The sequence below is a fragment of the Caballeronia sp. Lep1P3 genome, assembly GCF_022879595.1.
Lineage (GTDB): Bacteria > Pseudomonadota > Gammaproteobacteria > Burkholderiales > Burkholderiaceae > Caballeronia.
In genome coordinates this window covers 1,517,076-1,535,678 of record NZ_CP084265.1, presented here as the reverse complement: position 1 = coordinate 1,535,678, position 18,603 = coordinate 1,517,076, and the positions used below count along the sequence as shown (strand labels likewise).

19 protein-coding genes are annotated in these 18,603 nt (G+C 64.6%); 12 read left to right on the top strand and 7 right to left on the bottom strand.

What is annotated here, in order from left to right; genetic code table 11:
• The first annotated feature begins 50 nt into the window (after window positions 1–50).
• The 4 genes from LDZ27_RS07225 (at window position 51) to LDZ27_RS07210 (ending at window position 3,790) form a co-directional block, all read left to right on the top strand.
• Entirely contained in the window at window positions 51–404 is a 354-nt protein-coding gene (locus tag LDZ27_RS07225; RefSeq protein WP_244815993.1) for a YciI family protein, read from the top strand.
• 74 nt (window positions 405–478) lie between these two features.
• Complete coding sequence (locus tag LDZ27_RS07220; protein ID WP_244815992.1) at window positions 479–877, top strand: VOC family protein; 399 nt, start codon at window positions 479–481, stop codon at window positions 875–877.
• A 59-nt stretch (window positions 878–936) separates the two neighbouring features.
• Entirely contained in the window at window positions 937–2,163 is a 1,227-nt protein-coding gene (locus LDZ27_RS07215; protein WP_244816070.1) for an RNA polymerase sigma factor, read from the top strand.
• A 151-nt stretch (window positions 2,164–2,314) separates the two neighbouring features.
• Window positions 2,315–3,790 (top strand): ISNCY family transposase, encoded by a 1,476-nt coding sequence (locus LDZ27_RS07210; protein ID WP_370653378.1) that lies wholly within the window; start codon window positions 2,315–2,317, stop codon window positions 3,788–3,790.
• 96 nt (window positions 3,791–3,886) lie between these two features.
• Here the strand turns inward: LDZ27_RS07210 and LDZ27_RS07205 are convergent, their stop codons facing one another.
• Window positions 3,887–4,045 carry a hypothetical protein gene (locus LDZ27_RS07205; RefSeq protein ID WP_244815991.1) on the bottom strand — a complete coding sequence of 53 codons (159 nt, stop codon included), beginning with the start codon at window positions 4,043–4,045 and terminating at the stop codon, window positions 3,887–3,889.
• 151 nt (window positions 4,046–4,196) lie between these two features.
• Between LDZ27_RS07205 and LDZ27_RS07200 the strand changes: the two genes are divergently transcribed.
• The 3 genes from LDZ27_RS07200 (at window position 4,197) to LDZ27_RS07190 (ending at window position 6,815) form a co-directional block, all read left to right on the top strand.
• Window positions 4,197–4,391, top strand: coding sequence for a hypothetical protein (locus LDZ27_RS07200; RefSeq protein WP_244815990.1), 195 nt, complete (start codon window positions 4,197–4,199; stop codon window positions 4,389–4,391).
• 320 nt (window positions 4,392–4,711) lie between these two features.
• A complete protein-coding gene (locus LDZ27_RS07195; RefSeq protein ID WP_244815989.1) occupies window positions 4,712–5,194 on the top strand; it encodes a hypothetical protein in 483 nt (160 codons plus the stop codon).
• 205 nt (window positions 5,195–5,399) lie between these two features.
• Window positions 5,400–6,815, top strand: a complete 1,416-nt coding sequence (locus tag LDZ27_RS07190) for a glycosyltransferase family 9 protein (protein WP_244815988.1) — start codon at window positions 5,400–5,402, stop codon at window positions 6,813–6,815.
• Here LDZ27_RS07190 and LDZ27_RS07185 read toward each other — a convergent pair.
• The 3 genes from LDZ27_RS07185 to LDZ27_RS07175 form a co-directional block, all read right to left on the bottom strand.
• The gene (locus LDZ27_RS07185) at window positions 6,796–9,135 is read right to left on the bottom strand and encodes a polysaccharide biosynthesis tyrosine autokinase (protein ID WP_244815987.1); all 2,340 of its coding nucleotides are present in this window, start codon (window positions 9,133–9,135) and stop codon (window positions 6,796–6,798) included. The genes LDZ27_RS07190 and LDZ27_RS07185 overlap by 20 nt on opposite strands.
• A 135-nt stretch (window positions 9,136–9,270) precedes the next feature.
• Window positions 9,271–10,584, bottom strand: a complete 1,314-nt coding sequence (locus tag LDZ27_RS07180; protein ID WP_370653377.1) for a cellulase family glycosylhydrolase — start codon at window positions 10,582–10,584, stop codon at window positions 9,271–9,273.
• Window position 10,585: 1 nt separating this feature from the next.
• Window positions 10,586–11,935, bottom strand: a complete 1,350-nt coding sequence (locus tag LDZ27_RS07175) for a hypothetical protein (protein WP_244815986.1) — start codon at window positions 11,933–11,935, stop codon at window positions 10,586–10,588.
• 753 nt (window positions 11,936–12,688) lie between these two features.
• Between LDZ27_RS07175 and LDZ27_RS07170 the strand changes: the two genes are divergently transcribed.
• Complete coding sequence (locus LDZ27_RS07170) at window positions 12,689–13,465, top strand: hypothetical protein (protein ID WP_244815985.1); 777 nt, start codon at window positions 12,689–12,691, stop codon at window positions 13,463–13,465.
• A gap of 157 nt (window positions 13,466–13,622) precedes the next feature.
• Window positions 13,623–14,315: a carbonic anhydrase gene (locus tag LDZ27_RS07165; protein WP_244815984.1), complete on the top strand. Its 693-nt coding sequence runs from the start codon at window positions 13,623–13,625 to the stop codon at window positions 14,313–14,315.
• A gap of 72 nt (window positions 14,316–14,387) precedes the next feature.
• Here LDZ27_RS07165 and LDZ27_RS07160 read toward each other — a convergent pair whose 3' ends face one another.
• A complete protein-coding gene (locus tag LDZ27_RS07160) occupies window positions 14,388–14,933 on the bottom strand; it encodes a DUF4142 domain-containing protein (RefSeq protein ID WP_244815983.1) in 546 nt (181 codons plus the stop codon).
• Between the two features lie 132 nt (window positions 14,934–15,065).
• Between LDZ27_RS07160 and LDZ27_RS07155 the strand changes: the two genes are divergently transcribed.
• Entirely contained in the window at window positions 15,066–15,290 is a 225-nt protein-coding gene (locus LDZ27_RS07155) for a zinc ribbon domain-containing protein (RefSeq protein ID WP_244815982.1), read from the top strand.
• 164 nt (window positions 15,291–15,454) lie between these two features.
• Window positions 15,455–15,724: a DUF1488 domain-containing protein gene (locus tag LDZ27_RS07150; protein ID WP_244815981.1), complete on the top strand. Its 270-nt coding sequence runs from the start codon at window positions 15,455–15,457 to the stop codon at window positions 15,722–15,724.
• A 399-nt stretch (window positions 15,725–16,123) separates the two neighbouring features.
• Here LDZ27_RS07150 and LDZ27_RS07145 read toward each other — a convergent pair whose 3' ends face one another.
• Window positions 16,124–16,666, bottom strand: a complete 543-nt coding sequence (locus LDZ27_RS07145) for a YqjD family protein (RefSeq protein WP_244815980.1) — start codon at window positions 16,664–16,666, stop codon at window positions 16,124–16,126.
• A 362-nt stretch (window positions 16,667–17,028) separates the two neighbouring features.
• Here LDZ27_RS07145 and LDZ27_RS07140 point away from each other — a divergent pair, with 362 nt between their 5' ends.
• Window positions 17,029–17,976: a DMT family transporter gene (locus LDZ27_RS07140; protein ID WP_244815979.1), complete on the top strand. Its 948-nt coding sequence runs from the start codon at window positions 17,029–17,031 to the stop codon at window positions 17,974–17,976.
• A gap of 23 nt (window positions 17,977–17,999) precedes the next feature.
• On the opposite strand, the gene LDZ27_RS07135 is transcribed toward LDZ27_RS07140, so the two are convergent.
• Window positions 18,000–18,533 (bottom strand): cupin domain-containing protein, encoded by a 534-nt coding sequence (locus LDZ27_RS07135; protein ID WP_244815978.1) that lies wholly within the window; start codon window positions 18,531–18,533, stop codon window positions 18,000–18,002.
• Window positions 18,534–18,603: the final 70 nt, after the last annotated feature.

The window sequence follows — 18,603 nt, the reverse complement described above, 5'->3', positions numbered from 1 at the left end:
CCTGACGGTTTACCTTCATTTGGGCACGAACGATCAAAAAGGAGACCGCCGTGGCTTTTCTGTTGCTCATCGTCGAACCGGTCGGGCAGCGTGCGGAGCGCACGCCGGAAGAAGGGCGCGAGGCGTATCGCGCGATGACGGAGTTCGCCGGGGAACTGAGTTCGCGCGGCGTGCTGCGGGCATGCGAATCGTTGACGTCCCTGGCGGATGCATCGCGCGTGGCGAACGTCGATGGCCGCGCGAGAATCATCGATGGGCCGTTCGCCGAGACGAAGGAGATGATCGGCGGCTTTTTCCTGCTCGACTGCGAGACGCACGCCGAAGCCGTCGCGATCGCGGCGCAATGCCCGGCGGCGGCATGGTGTGCGGTCGAAGTCCGCAAGGTCGGACCGTGTTATTTGTGAGGGCGATGTCGCGATGTCGATTTTTACCTCGCCCGATCGTCGTGGAAGCACAGCAGTCACACCGGAGCCGCGCCATGCACAAGCAGATCTTCGTGAATCTCCCGGTTCGGGACCTCAAGCGTTCGATGACCTTCTTCAAGGCGCTCGGCCTCGCGTTCGATCCGGCCTTCACGAACGAAGACGCCGCGTGCCTCGTCATCGGTGAGAACATCTTCGCGATGCTGCTCGTCGAGCCGTTTTTTCGCACTTTCACCGATAAGGCGCTCGTCGATGCGCACGAGAGCGTGGAAACGCTGATTTGTCTGTCGTGCGAGAGCAGGGCGGAAGTCGATGAACTCGTCGCGAAGGCGCTCGCCGCCGGCGGACGCGCGCCTCGCGCGCCGCAGGATCACGGCTTCATGTACGGCCACGGCTTCGAAGACCTCGACGGCCACATCTGGGAACTCGTGCACATGAGCGCGGAAGCGGCGTGAGCGGTCCATTGGACGAGCGCGAAACGGCGACGCGGCGAACCATCGACGCGGTATGGCGCATGGAATCGGCGAAGGTGATCGCGAGCGTGGCGCGCGTCGTGCGGGACGTGGCGCTCGCGCAAGAGCTGGCGCAGGACGCGTTCGTCGCGGCGCTCGAGCACTGGAGCGTCGCGGGCGTGCCCGACAAACCGGGAGCGTGGCTGATGACGACGGCGAAGAACAGGGCGCTCGACAGGCTGCGGCAACACGCGCTCCACGCGCGCAAACACGAAGAGCTGGGCCGCGATCTCGACGCGCAGGAGCGCCACATCACCCCGGATTTCGTCGATTCGCTCGACGCCGCGCGCGAGGACGACATCGGCGACGATCTGCTCCGGCTGGTGTTCACGGCGTGCCATCCGGTGCTGTCGCTGGATGCGCGCGTGGCGATGACGCTGCGGCTCATCGGCGGCCTCACTACCGACGAAATCGCGCGTGCGTTTCTCGCGCCGGAGCCGACCATCGCGCAACGCATCGTGCGGGCGAAGCGCGCGTTGTCGGCCGCGCGCGTGCCGTTCGAGGTGCCGAAGGCGGAGCAGCGCACGGCGCGGCTTTCGGCCGTGCTGGAAGTCATCTACCTGATTTTCAACGAAGGCTATGCGGCGACGGCCGGTGACGACTGGATGCGTCCCGCGCTGTGCGAGGACGCGCTGCGGCTCGGGCGCATCCTGGCCGAACTGATGCCGCACGAAAGCGAGGTCCACGGACTTGTCGCGCTGATGGAATTGCAGGCGTCGCGCACGAAGGCGCGTGTGGATCGCGAAGGCCGTCCGGTCCTGTTGCCGGATCAGGATCGCAGCCGATGGGACCCGCTGCTGATCCGGCGCGGACTCGCCGCGCTCGCTCGGGCCGAGGCGCTCGGCGGTGCGCGCGGCGTGTATGCGCTGCAAGCGGCGCTCGCGGCCTGTCACGCGCGCGCGGCGAGCGCCGCCGACACGGACTGGCCGGCGATCGTCGCGCTTTACGATGCGTTGATGCACGTCGCGCCGACGCCGGTCGTCGAACTGAATCGCGCGGTCGCGGTGAGCATGGCGGATGGACCGCTGGCGGCGCTGAGAATCGTCGACCGGCTGCGCGGCGTCGATGCGCTGAAGTGCTATCACTGGCTGCCGGGCGTGCGCGCGGATTTGCTCGCGCGGCTCGGACGGCGGGACGAGGCGCGCGAGGAGTTTGCGCGCGCGGCGGCGCTTGCCAGGAATGCGCGCGAGAAGGCGTTCTTGCTGGGGCGCGTGCGGGAGATGAAGTGATGCTTCCGGCGCGATTAACTAAGTTGACATAAGACAAATTAGCGATGTTTTGTTTGTAGGTCCCAGATAGAAATGTCGCATTTCCGCCAGATAGAAATGTCGTGTTTCGACGTAGGTTCATTGCCAGACAAGCGTTTCAGGAGCGCTGGCGATGAACACCACTGGGACCATCACGATGTCGATGCGCGAGTTGGACCGGCTCAGAGTGATTCAGGCCGTGACCGAGCGGCGGCTCAAGCCCGGGCAAGCTGCCGAACGGCTGGGGCTGAGTGTGCGGCAGATCGAGCGCCTGGTGCTGCGCTATTGTGCAGACGGTGCGCGCGGTCTGGTGTCGGGCAAGCGCGGGCGCGCGGGGAATCATCGGCTGCCTGAAGGCGTGGCGCAGCGCGCGATCGCGCTGATCCGCGAGCGTTACGCGGATTTTGGTCCGACGCTGGCGGCCGAGAAGTTAGCCGAGTGTCACGGTATCAAGCTGGCGGTCGAGACCATTCGCGCGCTGATGACGGCCGCGGGGCTCTGGGTGCCGCGCAAGCAGCGCCCGCCGCGGATTCATCAGCCGCGTAATCGCCGGGCGTGTCTGGGCGAGCTGATCCAGATCGATGGCAGCGAACATCGGTGGTTCGAAGACCGGGCGCCGCCCTGCACGCTGCTGGTGTTCATCGACGATGCGACGGGTCGGCTGATGACGCTGCATTTCACCGCGACCGAGTCGACCTTCAGCTATTTCGAGGCGCTCTCGAAGTATCTAACGACCCACGGCAAGCCGATCGCCTTCTACAGCGACAAGGCCGGCGTCTTCTACGTCAAGAACCGCTCGAGCACGGCAGGCAAAGGCGTGACGCAATTCGGCCGGGCCTTGTACGAGCTGAACATCGACGCGTTTTGTGCGAACACGAGTCAGGCCAAGGGACGGGTGGAACGCGCCAACCTGACGCTACAGGACCGGCTGGTCAAGGAGCTTCGGCTACGGGACATCAGCACTTGGGAGGCAGCCAACGCTTATGCGCCCTCCTTCATCGCCGATTTCAATCGCCGTTTTGGTCGCCCGCCCAAGAGCGATCACGATGCCCATCGACCGCTGCGTGACGATGACGATCTCCGCCAGTCCCTGACGCACCGCGTCTGGCGCAAGGTCACGCACGCGCTGACGGTGCAATACGACCGAGTGATGTACTTGTTGGAAGACACGCCTGCGAACCGCCGGCTGATTCACCAGCAGGTTGAAGTGGTCGAGTACCCGGATGGTGAGGTCGAGGTGCAGGCGGATGGCGAAGTGCTCGCTTGCGCCACGTATGACCGCATTGCACGGATCGATCAGGGTGCGGAAGTCGAGAACAAGCGGCTGGCACATGCACTCGAAGCTGCGCGACTCCTGCAGGCCAAACGCGATGATCGTCGTGCCTCCGATGCGCCGTCACGCACGCATCGTGGTGAACAGGTTCGAGCCAAGAAAGCGCTTGAAGGACTGAAGAAGCAACGTGCACTGAGCATCACCGACATGAACGAAGCGATTCTCGAAGTCAGCGCAAAAGCCATGCGGGAACGGGAGGCGGCTGCGCCGCCCCGACCCCGCAACCGGAATGAAAGTAAGCCAAACATCGGTGCAAAACGCGACATTTGTATTTAGCTGGCACCGCGACATTTGAACTTAGCGGGGACATTGTTATGCGCTTAATGAACGCTGGATGAAGGCTGGCGGACACGCGCCAGCCGCGTCATCGACTCAGCCTCCTTGCTGACCGGACTCGTCCGGCGTGCGCGTATTGCCATCGTCGGCTTCGGTGAGCGGCAAATCGCTCTCCGGACTTTCCTCGGGCGCGGTCTGCGCCGCCTTTTCGTTATCGACGACATCGGTGCCAGGCTCGTTCTGCGGGATCGACATGGTGGACTCCCATCGGTGAGTGAAGAAAGCGTCGGCGCCCGACGATGCGCTGCGAGCGCAACGACATTCAGCACGGACGATGCCTGCGGCGGAACACCCGTTGCTTGCCGTTCGTCCGGCAATCCCGCTGATAACCTCACGAGGAGCACCTATGTCTGGAGTCTCGAACGCCTCAGGCAATCCGCCCGAGAATCCTGTCGATTCCGATGGCTTGACCGACCTCGGACCGGCGCAACCGAAAAATCCGCCGCATCGTCCGCAAGAAGGCGCGGATTTGCGCGATCCGCCCAGTCCTGCGGGCGTGCCGCCCGATGAAGACAGCGACGCGCGCGACGCGAAGCGTTGATTCCCTAAGCGCGGGCAATGTGCGAATGCTGGAAAACGCCGCATCGCAATTGAATCCCGCGCCCTTTCAAAGCCGCACCGGATTCGCTGTCAAAAGCGCAAGCAAAATGCGCCGCTTTATTGTCATTCAGGATTAAATCGCTCCGGCTCATTGCGCGAAAGCTGTTATACCGATTATTTGCCGCAAAACATGGTCATTGTAAAGCCGACGAATCATATCTAATCGATCAAAATATCGAAAAATATCGATGTGCACTTTGAATCGATCGGATATCCTCGTCACCGCGCTGCACATCTTTTAACGCTTAATCAGGGACGAGAATGAAACGAAAGGCTCTTACGCAGCAGTTGCTTATCGCCGATACGACTCCGATGCACGCATTCGGTCTGAAGATCCTGTTCGGCGGCAGTGTGTTACCGGGTTCTCTGGAATTAGCATCGTGCAATATCGAGCTAAACGACCGTCTGGAGCATCGCGCGCCGCATTTGCTGATTCTCGATCCCGCATTCGTTCAGAAAGACCTCGATTTGGGAAACACCGATTCGCTCGTCGAATTCAGGAACCGATTCCCTGCTTTGCCGTTATTGCTCTATACGACAGTCACGGACCCCGTGGTTCTCGACGCTATGACCTCCATAACGGGAATCGGTATCGCGAGCAAAACCGATGAAATGCCCGACCTGATTCACGTCTTCGAATCTCTTTTCAATCGCAATTGCCCGGTCGTGTCGCCGAAAATATCCGAATTGATACGCGCTGCGGACCGCTTTCGCCAAATTCTGCCGGATTCGGTCATTTACTAATTCGCGCGCCGCTGCGTCGCGGCGTGTTATCGGCGAAACGCCGCCCGCCACCTATACTTGCCTCGAGCGGCGAAACAGAATCGTCAAATTTCTTTGACGATTCATCGAGATAGCGAAACTTTCCGCCGCGGCGTGCATAGTCCCGTGCTCATTCCGCCGCGTTCGGCCAAACCGCTTGCGGACACCCTTTTCTGCGCCCGACAGCATGATTCAGCACTACAACGACCTTCACGCCAAGCTCTACGCCGGCGACCTCGACGAATGCTTCCGTTTTCTGGACGAACGCCGCGCCGCGGACGGCAATTCGGCGGAACACTGGCACTGGCGCGCGGTAACGCACTTGCGCGCCGGCCAGTTTCTACAGGCGCTCGACATTTGTTTCATGCTCACGCGCCAGTCGGATTCCTTCGCGTTTCAGATTCACTGTCTCGCCGACGCCTGCGCGCACCTCGGCTTGCGCGAAGTCGCGCTCGCGGGCATCGAAAGCTTCGCGCAAAAGCCGTCCACCGCGCCGATCGCGGCCTATCTGTGGCGCGTCTACGGCTGGCACTATCTGGGCGAAGACGACCGCGTGCTCCAGCTCGCCCCCGACGGCCTCGACGAGCATTCGGCCTATGTGCTCGGGCATCATCAGGCGCGCAGCCGGATGCGGCGCGACGGCATCGCGCAAGGCGTCGAGGCGATGCATCGGTACTGGTCGTCCGACGACGCGCGGCGCGTGCTGTATCCCGATATCGACCGTGCGGGCTACTGGACGGGCCAGCGCGCCCTGCCCGCCCGCATGACGGTGCGCCTCGTTGCGTCGGGCTACGGCGACCTCGCGAACTGGGCGCGCTACATCGGCGCGCTGCAGGGCATGGGCGTGCACGTCGACTACGACGCCGACCTCTTTCGTGTCGCGATGCCGGAGTCGGAACAGGCCGACATGGCGCGCGCGATGCACGCCGCTGGCTTCGTTTCGCCGTCCGGCGAAGGCGAAATGTGGACCGATCCGTTCAGTCTCTTCACGTCGCTTTTTCCGGTGCTCGGCTATGCGCCGTCGCACCGTTATATCGAACCGGCCGATCCTTCCAGCGTCGATGCCCTCGTCGACCGCATCTGGCATCGCGCGCGCGGCCGGCGCTGCGTCGGCGTGTTCTGGTCGTCGTGCGAGTCGGCCAACAACTTCGCGGGCCGAAGCCTGTGCCTGCCGGAACTCGATCCGCTTCTCGACAGCGCAAGCGATGTCTACTGGGTCATCATGCAGCGCGGCGCCGAACGTCAACGCTGGCTGAACGATCCGCGCTCCGCCGACCTCAACCGCTTCACGACCGTGGACGCCGACATGTCCTTCAGCGAGGCCGCCGCGCTCATCGACCGGCTCGATGCGTTCGTCGGCAACGACGGCGGCCTGAGTCATATCGCGGGCGCGCTCGGCAAGCGCACCTGCATGTTCCTGAACCAGGTGGCCGAATGGCGTTACGAACGCGAAGCCACGACGACGCCCTGGTATCCCGGCATGCGGCTCGTGCGGGCGCGCGAGCTGGGCGGCTGGGGCGAAGTCGTCGGCGCCTTGCAACGAGTGCTCGGCACCGACGCTCGCCAGGCCAGCGCCCTATCCGTCAGCGCGCAACCGTCTTGAAGCCGTACTCCTCGCGCGCGCCGTAGCGGCCCGGCGCAAAGCCGTTGAAGACGTGCCCGCCGACCTTCGCGCCGACGTTCTCCAGCCGCCGCAACGTTTCTTCCAGTTGACGCGCGCCCGTGCGATCCGCGCGCGATACGAGCAGCACGAGGTCGCAGTTCTGCATCGCGATCGAGAGCGCGTCGCTCACCGGCAGCACCGGCGGCGAATCGATCACCACGTAGTCGTAGATGTCGCGAAGCATCGTCAGCATGTCCTGGAACGCGGGCCGGCCGAGCAGTTCGGCGGGATTCTCCGGATAGAAGGCGCCCGCGTCGATCATCGAGAGGCCGTCGCCGAGCGATACGATCGCTTCATCGACGCGGGCCGAGCCTTCCAGCACTTCCGCGAGCCCCGGACCCACGCGGCCATCGACGAGATGACGCAGGCGGCCCTGCCGCATGTCGGCGTCGATCAGGATCACGGACGCGCGCGTTTCGGCGAGCAGATGCGCAAAGTTCGACGACACGAAGCTCTTGCCGACACCCTGCGTCGGGCCGGTGAAGAGAATCACCTTGCCGCCCGGCTGGTTCGCGTTCGCGATATAGCCGGGATTCATCACGCTCGTCGTCCCGCCGAAGGACATCGCGTTCATCGGATTGAGCGGGTTCATTCCGCTCAGGCCCGGATGACCCATTGCGACGGGCATGCCGCTCAACATCGCGCGCACGCTGTTGCGCAAGGAGCGCAGCGCCTCGATGCTCGGATCGGTCGGGCTCGTCATCGCGAGCAGCTTGGCGGGCGCGGCGTTATGCGTGAGCGCGCGCGCATCCTGTCGAAGCTGCGCCGACGAACGCGCAATCACGGCAAGACGCGGCAACTGCGAGAACTGGTCGATTTCTTCCGGACTCCGAAGTTCACGGCGATTCATCGCAATCAGATAGATCGACACCGTGCTCACGAACAAGCCGCCGAAAATGGAGCCGAGCAGCACGATCCACGCGCGCGGCCACGACTGCTTCTCCGGCGCGACGGCCCAGTCCACCACCGCGACGCCCGGCGGCGTACTGGCGGCCGCGACTTCGAGCTGCTGCGCATTGGTGAGCACGCTCGTATAGAGCTGCGTGGTCACGGCGACATCGCGCGCTAGCTCGACATACTGCCGTTGCACGGTCGGCAGGTTCGACGCGATCTTCGACGCCTCGGCAATCTCGTGCTTCACCTGGTTCAGTTGCGTGAGCGCGCTCTGATAGTTCTCGTTGTCGGGCCGATAGCGATGCTGCGCGGCATCGAGCGCGAGTTGCAGCGTCGTCTGCTGTTCCTCGAGGTGGCTCATGCGCGTGATGAGCGCCGTGTTCTGCTGCGCCATGTCGACGGTGCCGGTCTGCGTGCGGAACGCGTTGAGGCGGCTCTCGGCGGTTTCCAGATCACGCTTGAGCGCGGGCAGGCGCTTCTTCAGGAAGTCGAGGCTCGTCTGCGCCTGCGCGGCGCGGCGTTCGACATCGCGCTCCTGATACGTCTTGATGATCGCGTTGACCATCGCCTGTGCGAGCAGCGGCGATTCGGCCTGATAGCTCAGATGGATGAGCGACGGATCGCGCAGCGACGATTCCCGCGGCGGAATCGACGTGCGCAGCCGCGCGATGACATTGTCGAAAGTCATCTGCTGCGAGTACTTGCGCAGTTCGAACGTGACGCCCGAGCGGGCGCGCAACGTGTCGATGCGCAGTTCGCCGGGCGCCTGCCCGTCCGCCGTCGGCACCTCGAACGATACTGTCTCGCCGACGCGCCCCTGCGCGAGCTGATGATCGTCCTTGTCGTAGAGCGTCCAGCGCCCCGCTTCCCCAGCGACGACGTGGAACTTCGCCTTGTACGCCGCTTCCGGCACCGTGAAGACGCCCGGCTTCAGGCGCTCGCCGCCCCACGCATACTGATCTAGATCGAACAGCGCGGGCGCGAGTTCGTTGTCGCTTGCATGGCGCGACGCGAGATAGCTGCCGATCAGCGGAAAGTGGCTCTTCGTCTCGACGACGACATCGGCGCCCGTCTGCGCGATCGCCGCGCTCACGACCGAGCGCGATGTGAGCACGTCGCTCTCGTCGTTGGCGGAGGCGTCGGCGGCCATCGAGCCGGATACGTCGGACAGCGCGCTGATCGACGTGCCCGCCTTGCTTTGCACGCGCAGAAGCGCTTCGGCGCGATATTGCGGCGTCGCGAGCAGCACGTAGACCACGCCTGCCGCGCAGCACGTACCGGTGACTGCGCCAAGCAGCGTCTTGTGACGCACTACGCTGCGCCAGAGATCGAGCAGCCCGTCGCCGCGTTGCGTAACTGGCGTCATGGCGGGGCGCATGTTATATGAAAGCATGTTATATCCCTAACGAAGAAGGTGAAAACCAAGGACGTCAATTGCATTGCCGCGACGGCGCGTTCCCTCGCACGCACCGCCTGAATCTCATTCGTACTACTACCTTGTTCACGAACCCACTGTGATGAACACCGGCCCCTGCGATTCCGTCACCGCCAACAGATTGCGAGCGCTTTGCCGTGCGCCGTAAAGGTCGGAGATGACCGCGCCCGAAGGCAGGCGCGACACATCGAGATTGATGACATTGCCCGCGCCATAGCACCAGACGACGTACTTCGTCGCGTGCGCATCGTCGAGCTTGAGCACGATGTACTTGTCCGCTTCGTCGATGAAGTACCGCGCGTTCTTGGCATCGGCCGTGAACGCGAAGAGATGCTTCACCGCGTTGTATGCGGGCAGCTTGCCGTTTTGCGCATCGAGCAGACCGAAGTTATGTTCCATCTCCTTCGGGTCCGTGCCGTCGTCGCGCATGTCGTAATAAGACGTGAGTCCCACTTGCGCGATCCAGTTCATCAGCAGCAGACGCACGGCGTACTTCGCCTGCCGCGCGCGCGCTTCGGGCGAATGGCCGTCGCCGATGTCCTTCACATAGCGATAGGCGACGCTCGGATACGACCACTCCGTCGCCCACACCTGCGGGCGCTTCGCATACGTGGAAAGATCGGCACGCAGCGCGCGATAGTCGTCGAGGACGGTCTCCGGTTCCTCTTGCCGATACGGATGCACGCTCACGGCATCCGGCCCGTTCTGCGTCGTGCTGATGTCGCCCACGGCGCGAATGAAGTCGCGATCGACCTGCTGTACGCCACCGGTCGCGACGATCACGTCCGGGTTCGCCGCGCGCACCGCTTTCACGGCCGTCTCGAGCAGCGCGCGATACGCGGCGGGCGATGGCGGCGCGAGCCAGTAGTCCTTGTGATCTTCTTCGTTCCAGACTTCGAAGCGCACCGGCGCATCGCGATAGCGGTAGGCGGCCTGATACGCATACGTGCGAAACGCGGCCAGTTGCGGCGCGGAAGTCGGCGGCTGATCCGGGCTGTACGCGTAATGCTTGTAGCCGAGAATGAAAAGCGCGCCGAGGCCGCGCGCCTTCAGACTGTTCACGAGGCCGTCGAACTCGCCGAAGTGCCAGCCATCCGGCGCCTGCACCGCTTCCCAGAAAAGATCCGTGCGCACGAAGGAGAAGCCCGCGTCCTTCACCGCATCGAGGAGCTTGCTATCGGCGATCTGATGAATCGCGACGCCCGTGTTCGCCCGCGCCGATGCGAACGCAGGCAGCGCGACATAGGCGCGTTCGAGCGAAGCCGGCGAGCCGTCGAGCGCGAGATTCGGCGTCGCCGATGCGGGCAGCATCGCCGCGCACATCGCAAGGAGCGCCGCTGCCGTGAGGCGCCGCGCGAGGCCGTCGTGGAAGCGCATCATGTCAGAGTCTCCCGAGCGCGTCATGCGGCGCTTCGAGCATCGCGTCGTGGTGAACGGCCGACAGCCCATGCGCCGCAGGCATGCGCGGCCGCCAGCCAGCCGGCGCGAAGCGCATCGGCATGCGCCACGGCGCAGGCTCCATCGAGAGCGCGCCCTGACGCAGATACGCGATGGTGACGCCGAGGAACAGCAGGCAGCCGATCGACTCGCAGATATCGGTCGTCGCGCAGCCGAAAAGCAGATAAAGCATCATCGCCCAGGACGGCCGGTCTTCGGGCTGCGCCTTCAACATGAGACGCACGAAGAAGCCGACGAGCGCCACCGCGCCGAACACGCCGAAGCTCGCGAGCGCGTAAAGCAGGGTGTTGTCCGCATACGCGACGTTGAAGCCGAACGCGTTCTCGTAATACGTGGATGCGGACCCGAACCCGCCCGGCCCGAGCCCGAGCCAGATGCGGCCATTCTTCAGCAGTCCTTCCATCAGGATCGGCCAGGTGTTGAACATACGGTCCTGGAACGACGCGAGCGTCATGTAGCCGGTGCCGGAAAGATTGAACGCGGATGCCGCGATGAACGAAGCGAGCGGAAAGCCAATGGCGAAAGCGGTCGTCCAAAGGCATGCGCGTTTCATCGTCATCGTGGAAAAGAGGCAGTGCGCGACGACCACGAGCGCGAGCGCGACGGGCGCCGTCTTGTTGGTGGTGGCGTGGATCGCCGCGCCTGCCGCCGCGAGCAGCGCGCACTGCAACCAGCGCCTGTCGGTGCGGGTGAGCAGCCACGTCGTCAGGAGACCCGCCATGAGACCGGTCGATGCGCTGTCGCGCCCGAAGCCGGAGAGCCGCGAAGCGATGCCCACATACGACGACACCGCGACCCGCACGTTATGCCCGCCGACCGACACGCTTGCGCCGACCCACGGCAGCGTCATCATGCTGTTCGCGAGAATGCCGATACCGCAGAGCGCCGCGAGCGCGACGAAGCCCGCGGTCGCCGCGCGTCCGTTCAGAAGCGCGAGTGCGTGCGGGGTCGCGGTGAGCGCGAAGAGCATCGGCGTGACGGTCCACATCCAGAACGCGACGGCCTGCGGCACCACGCCGTGCGACAGCGATACGAACGACTCGGCGAGCAAGTAGAGCGCAATGAGCGCGTGGCTCGCACGCGGACGCCGCGTCAGCGCAAGCAGCACCCACGCGAGCATCAGCACCTTCGGGAGATAGGCGGCTTGCGGCACGCCGATCATCGACGTGTAGTAACGCACGACGCCCGAGAGCACGTCGCTTCCCACTGCGGCGAGGAAGCTCGCGACCCACAGCTTGTCTTCCAGCGATGCCCTGTTCGATGCCCTGTCCATTGATTCACCGTCGCATGTCGCCGGGTGATCTTCGGTTGCGGACAACCGGCGATCCCCTTTTGTTGTTGCACGCTTGGTTGGTATTGCAACGAACCTGGCCAGGTTCGCCCCCGTTTGCCGAAAAGTTACCGGCGCGCCGATCGACGAACCGTGCGCAGTCGCACGCTGATGGTGCGCGTTCGTGTCCATTCACGTTTGCTATGTCGGCTTGCGCGCATAGACGAGGCGACGTCCCTTCGATTAGCGCAACGAGCACGCGATACGCCACGGCCCGAAACGTTTGCAGCGCGCGCAAGCGCACATAAGCGCGGTTATGGTCGTACCGCTACGGGTTTGTACGCGGACTCCGCGCCCCGCAATGTCGTGCGGCTTCGCACATAGCAGGCGAATCGCTACCTATAGGATTGCCTACCAATGTGCCGGAAAAAATAATCGCACCGCATGAGCCGATGGGGATCGGCGCGGCGCGAGAGCGCATCGAAAGGCTCCAACGATTCGAACAACTCGAAGAGATTCGCCATGAGCGAGACCAGGACCAGCGCGTCGACCACGGCACGGGCGTCATATCGCAACGCCCTCTTTGTCCCCGCACGGCAAACTGCGCGCGTAGCGCCTGCACCGCGCAATTCCACATGAGCGCCCGAGCGTCATCACAGGGATGACTCGCGACCAGGCTCGTCGAGCAGGCCGCCGATGCATCTCGCGCCGCAAAAGAATCGCCGTATATCCACTACGTCATCTCAAAGAGCGCATATGAACGCACAAGACCGTGCCGCGTTGACGCGGGCATCGAAAGGCCACCTCGCCGTGTTCGAATCGATGGTGCCGCAGACGACGCTGTCGTCGATCAATCACATGCTCGATGCCGCTTATGCGGCCTCATCGGATCACAAGCAGTTCTTTGGCAGTGCAAAGGACGTCGTGCACACCTTGCGCGACATTCCCGCATTCAGGGAGCTGGAAAAAGAGGCCGTGCGCGCCGCGTCCGACTGGCTGCGCTCGACGATGAACGTGAGCGGAACGGTGGGGCCGTGGTTCGGGCTGAGAGTCGGCAGCAGCACATCGACCGTGGGCAGCCATTGCCGCCACTTCGATTCGCACGTGCTCACGCTCGTCATCGTGTTGCAGACCGCGAAGGATGAAGACAAGAGCGGCGATCTCATCGTGTACTCGAAGCCGCGCGGCGTGCCGCGGCCTCACGACAACCTGCTGCGCAAGAGCGTGCAGTGGGGCGAACGCGGGCTGCCTTTTCCGCTGCGCGCGGCACGCACGCAACGGCATCTGGAACGCGGACTCTGCTCGCGCATTCGCGGACTTCCGGGCAGCGTCTACGTGTTCAACGGCTTTCTGATGCAGCACTGCAATCTCGACGTGACGCAGGGCGAGCGGCGCAGTCTCGTCATTCACTATCTCGATCCCGGCCTGTCGATGGGGCTGTCCGCGATCAACCGATTGCGCCGCCACGCGGCCGCGGTTCCGACCGATGCCGTGCATCCGGTCGAGCCGGCAGCCGGTTTCGACGCGACCTGACGCTATTGCCGCGACGTGAGGCGCCGTTCCGAGCGCGCGTGTCGTCTCCTCGACATGCGCGCGCTTCTCGCATGCCGCTTGCGGTTCGTCGGAAAACCCCGCAAGCTCTCGGTTGGCGGCGCAGCAGCGCGCGCCGATCTGCGAATCGAGAGGTCCCATGTCCGACAAATCCACGACGAACGGAGAACGCGAAGGCTCCGATCTGCTTTACCTGCTGCAAGGCGCCGAAGATTTCAGCCGCTTCGTCTTTCCCGAGAGCGAACAACTCTTCAAAAGTCTCGCGCACCAACAGGCGCCGCACACGCTTTTCATCACCTGCGCGGATTCGCGCGTATCGCCGGAGATGATCACGCAGACGCGTCCCGGCGAGCTGTTCGTGTGCCGCAACATCGGCAATATCGTGCCGGCCTATGGCGAGATGCTGGGCGGCGTGTCGGCGGTGGTCGAATTCGCGGTGCTCGCGCTCAACGTGCGGCAGATCGTGATTTGCGGCCACTCGGACTGCGGCGCAATGAAAGGACTCGCCTCAGGCGCGACCATCGCCGATGAAATGCCGACGGTCCACGCATGGCTGCGCAATGCCGAAGCCGCGCGCAGCGTCGTGACGGCGAGAAAGCTGGAGGAAGCCCGCGTCGTGCAGGCGATGGTCGAGGAGAACATCCGTCTGCAACTCACGCATCTGCGCACGCACCCCGCCGTGGCGGGACGCCTCGCGCTGAATCAGTTGCAGGTGCAGGGCTGGGTGTACGACATCGGGCACGGCAAGGTGTCCGTTTTCGACGAAGGCGCGGGCGCGTTCGAGTCCATCCCGCAGGCGCGCGAACGCCTGCTGAGGAGCGGCACGCGATAACAAGCCGTCCGCAAGCGGCGCTACGCGATGCGCGCGCCGCTTGCCATTCACTGCCGGCGCTTACTGGACGCCCTACTGCACGCCCTTCTTCGCGGCGAGATCCTGCGCCATCTTCAAGTGCTGCTGGATGGTCGGCAAGGCCTTCTGAGCGGCCTTCTTCAGGTCCGCGTTCTGGCCGCCCTGCGCTTCCTTCTGGAACGCCTCGACCGCTTGCTGGTGTCCCTGTAGGCCGACCTTCTGGATATAGGCGGTGTCGAACTCCTTGCCCTGCAAGCCCTTGAGCGAGTCCAGCACGGCGGTGTCCGAATTGTCCTTCGGCACGGCCACGCCATGCGGCGCCGCCATCTTGAGCTGCATGGTGAGCTTGGTGTGATCGACCATCATGTGATGTGCGAAATTCTTCACATCCTTGTCCTGCGATTGCTTGGTCGCGAGCTTGCTGGCGTCGATTTCGGTGGAGCTGGACATCGATGCCGCCTGCACGAATTCCTTGTCGGGCGAGGGCAAGTCGTTGGCCATCGTGGTGCTGGCCGCCTGCGTCTGCGCGAGCGCGACTGCCGGCGCAGCGGCGAAGAGCGCCGATGCCAGCGCGGTGAGCAGAACTGCATTGCGTTTCATTGAGGCCTCCTTTGGCGGTGTGATAGCTCCCCCACTATAGCAATGGCGGTGCCAAGCGCTTCGCACGAGTCCTCCGCGCGTACCGGAACGCGCCTTGCTACGCTCTTAGGTCCACCTCCTCTCGACCCAACCATGCCTGTCTACGACTACGCGTGCGCCGAATGCGGCGCGTTCGAAGCAGTGCGCCGCATCGCTGAGCGCGACGATCCGGCCGCCTGTCCCGCGTGCGGCGCGACGGCCCAGCGCGTGACGATCGGTGCGCCGTCCGTCGGCAGCGGCGCAGGCGCGCCCGCGATGGCGGAGGACGCCGGCAGTTACGGCATGCGGCACCGCGGCGGCTGTCTGTGCTGCGGCTGATACGTCACGGTCGCGCGCGGCGGGCATAGGCGTTGCAACGTCGCCCGGACGCGCCGCGCGGCGTATGATGCAGACGACAGCGCCCGCCGCTTCGAGGCGGCCCGCGCCTTCGCCGCAACCGTCGCGGTCAGCGTTTCTCAAACGAATAACTGGAGGTAATCAGGATGACGATAGAGTTCAGCGGGCGACGTCATGTGGTTGCGGCAGCGCGTGTCGCATTCGAGTCCACCGTGGACGGACGCGAAGTCTGGTGCAGCGTTTCGCTCGATGCGCTGAATGACCACTTCGGCAACACCGGCACGTCGTCGCACGCCATTCTGAGCGCGTTCGAGGGAGGACGCCTGCAAATCGAGGAAGCCGCGCGCCGTGCGCTCGAGCGCAATGGCGGTCAATCGGTCGAACTGGAAACGAACGACTTCAAGAAAACCGCCTGACACTGGGCAGTCGACGCTGGCGCGCGCTTGCAAAGAGCGGCGTCCGGTGTCGACGCCGAGCCGCTTTTCGTGCGTTGAAGTGCTTTCCCAAATCCACCCACATAAACTCGAAAGCGCATTGCGCGAAGGCGATCGCTGACTGTTCAGCCGGATACTGCGCGCGGGCGTCGCGAAGCGCATCTGCGCCGGGCAGCGAGTTTCGATTGCGTCAGCTTGCCCCCATTTTTCGACAGCGCGACGCCGCGCGTGATCGTGCCGTCGACAAAGCCGAAGTTCGACGACATCGACGGATAACGCCTGGCGCGGCGCATCCAAGAAACCGCGCATGCGAACTGCAGCCGTCGGTCTAGCGCGGCGAACGCGTGCCTTGCTGGTTGAACACCGCGCCTTGTTCACCGATCAACGCGACACGAGCAAGCCCACGATCAGCCCGCCGATCGCCGCAAGCGCGATGGACTTCCACGGGTTGTCGTGCACGAAGTCATCGGTGCCCTCGCTCACGCGCCGGTAGCGCGCCACGGCGACATCCTGCGCGCCCGCCATCACGCGCTTCGCGCGCTTGCCCGTCGATACGCGGTCCGGGTGAAAGCGGCTGCCCTGCCCTTCGGCGGCAGCGGACGCCGGCTGCGCGAGCACGGCCGGGCTGTCGCCGCCCTCCAGCGCGCTGCCGTGTGCGTGGTAGGGCGCCGGATACGGCGCGTTCTGCGTGCCGCGCGTGCTTTGGGCGTTCTGCGGGGGCTTGTGCGCCGCGCCGGGCGCAAGCGGCACGGCATTGCCCTCGTTGCCGTGCTCCATCCCCGGTCCGAGCGCGGCTTCCATCGCGCTCGTCACGGCGCTGCGCGACAGCGGCGGCTCGCCGCCCGGCGCCGTTGCCCTGCCCGATGCGTCGCCCGCATTCGATGCGGACGCGTTCCCGTTTGCGTTGTTCATCGCGTTGTTCATCGCGTTCTCCCTTTCGCTCCGTTGATGACAGTCCACTCGTCGCTGCCACGTTCCATACGCAAGACTCGCACCGAAGCGCGACGCCGGCAACTCGGCCGTTCGGACTAGGCCTTTCGGCGGATTGCAACCATGTATGGCATCGCGGAGCATTGCGCAAGCATCGGCCATTCGGCATATCGCAATTTCTTTCACATACCGGTGAGAATTGCTCGTTTGCCGCGTTGCCGTCCGCGCGCCTACGATGTTTTTCCGTCAGGGAAGTCCCGTTGAGGCCGCATCGTTCGTTTCATGCCGCGCCGAAGCATTGCGCGCGTGCGCGCCGATACGATGACTTTCCTCCCGACTCTTTCTCGATACCGGCCATGAACCCCGTCAATCTGGCTCAACTGCTGCTGCTCGCCGCGCTATGGGGCGGCTCGTTTCTGTTCATCCGCGTCGGCGTGAGCGATCTCGGCGTGGCCCCGCTCATGGCGCTGCGCGTGGGGATCGGCGCGTTGTTTCTGCTAATCGTGCTGGTCTTGCGCGGCTCGGCGCGTCGGGCGTTTTCGACGATGCGCGAGCGCGCGTGGCCGCTGCTCGTCGTCGGTGTGTTCAATTCGGCGGCGCCGTTCTGTCTATTCGCGTATGCCGAACTGACGCTGTCGGCGGGCGTCACGTCCGTCATCAACGCGACGACGCCGCTCTGGGGCGCGCTCGTCGCGTTCCTGTGGCTCGGCGACCGGTTGAACCGGCTGCGCGTCGCGGGCCTCGCGATCGGTTTCGCGGGCGTGCTGGCGCTCGTCTGGGATCAGATGTTCGCGCACGACGCGAGCGCGCTCGCATCGCACATCACGCCGGCGGCCACCGCGCTCGCGGCGCTCGCCGCGCTTCTCGCGACGCTCTGCTACGGCATCGCCGCGAGCTACACGAAGCGGCATCTGATGGGCGTCGATTCGCTGACGGTCGCGGCCGGCACGATGAGCGCCGCGACCCTCGTGCTGCTGCCTTTCGCGCTCGTCGCCTGGCCTGCGGGACCGGTGTCGTTCAACGCGTGGGGCGCGGTGCTAGGGCTGGGCGTCGCGTGCACGGGCGTCGCGTACATGCTGTTCTTTCACTTGATCGCGGTGGCGGGACCGGCGCGGGCAATCACCGTGACCTTCGTAATTCCGATTTTCGGCATCCTGTGGGGCGCGATGTTCCTGTCGGAGCGTGTATCCGTGGGGATGGCGGCGGCGTGCGCGGTCGTGCTAGCCGGAACCGCGCTCGCCACGGGCGCCGTGAAGCGCCTGCCGAGCCTGCGTGCGCGCCGCGCGCAGGCGGCGAAGCAATAACGTCATCGCGCCAGGCGGCGCCGTCAGCGCCACAATCGCGTGAGCGGTCCGTCTTCGCCGCCGACGGGGTCGCTCTTCGGGAACGGCAGCGCTTCCATCGCGCGGCGCTCGTCGTCGGTAAGCGCATCGCGCCGGATGTCCCATTGCTGGTTAGGCGGATACGCGCCGATCACCTGAAAGCGCCGGCCGCTCGTAAGGAGGCAATGACCCGTGCCCGCGGGCAACAGGATTGCATCGCCGGCGCGCACGGCGATCACGCGCCCCTTGGGTCCGCCGATGATGAGCTCCGCTTCACCCGACGCTACGCCGAGCACTTCATGCGCCGTCGAATGGAAATGGTGATAGTCGAAGACGCTGTCGCGCCATTGCGGCGGCCAGCCGTTCTGAGCGAAAAGCGCCTCGAAGCGGCTGCCGCAGTCGCTTCCCTGAGGGTCGATCGCGCCGTGCCAGAGAAGCACCGGCAAGCGGGCATTGTTCGGCACCCAGCCGTTCGCCCCAAGGACGAAAGATTCGCAGCGCGCATCGGCTGCCTGTTCGGTTACGCTGTGCTCGGCCATATGCGTATCTCCAGGAAGTTCCGAAGAGCGCAGCAACGGCCGTTCCAGTGGCCGAAGCGCGAGGCCGCTT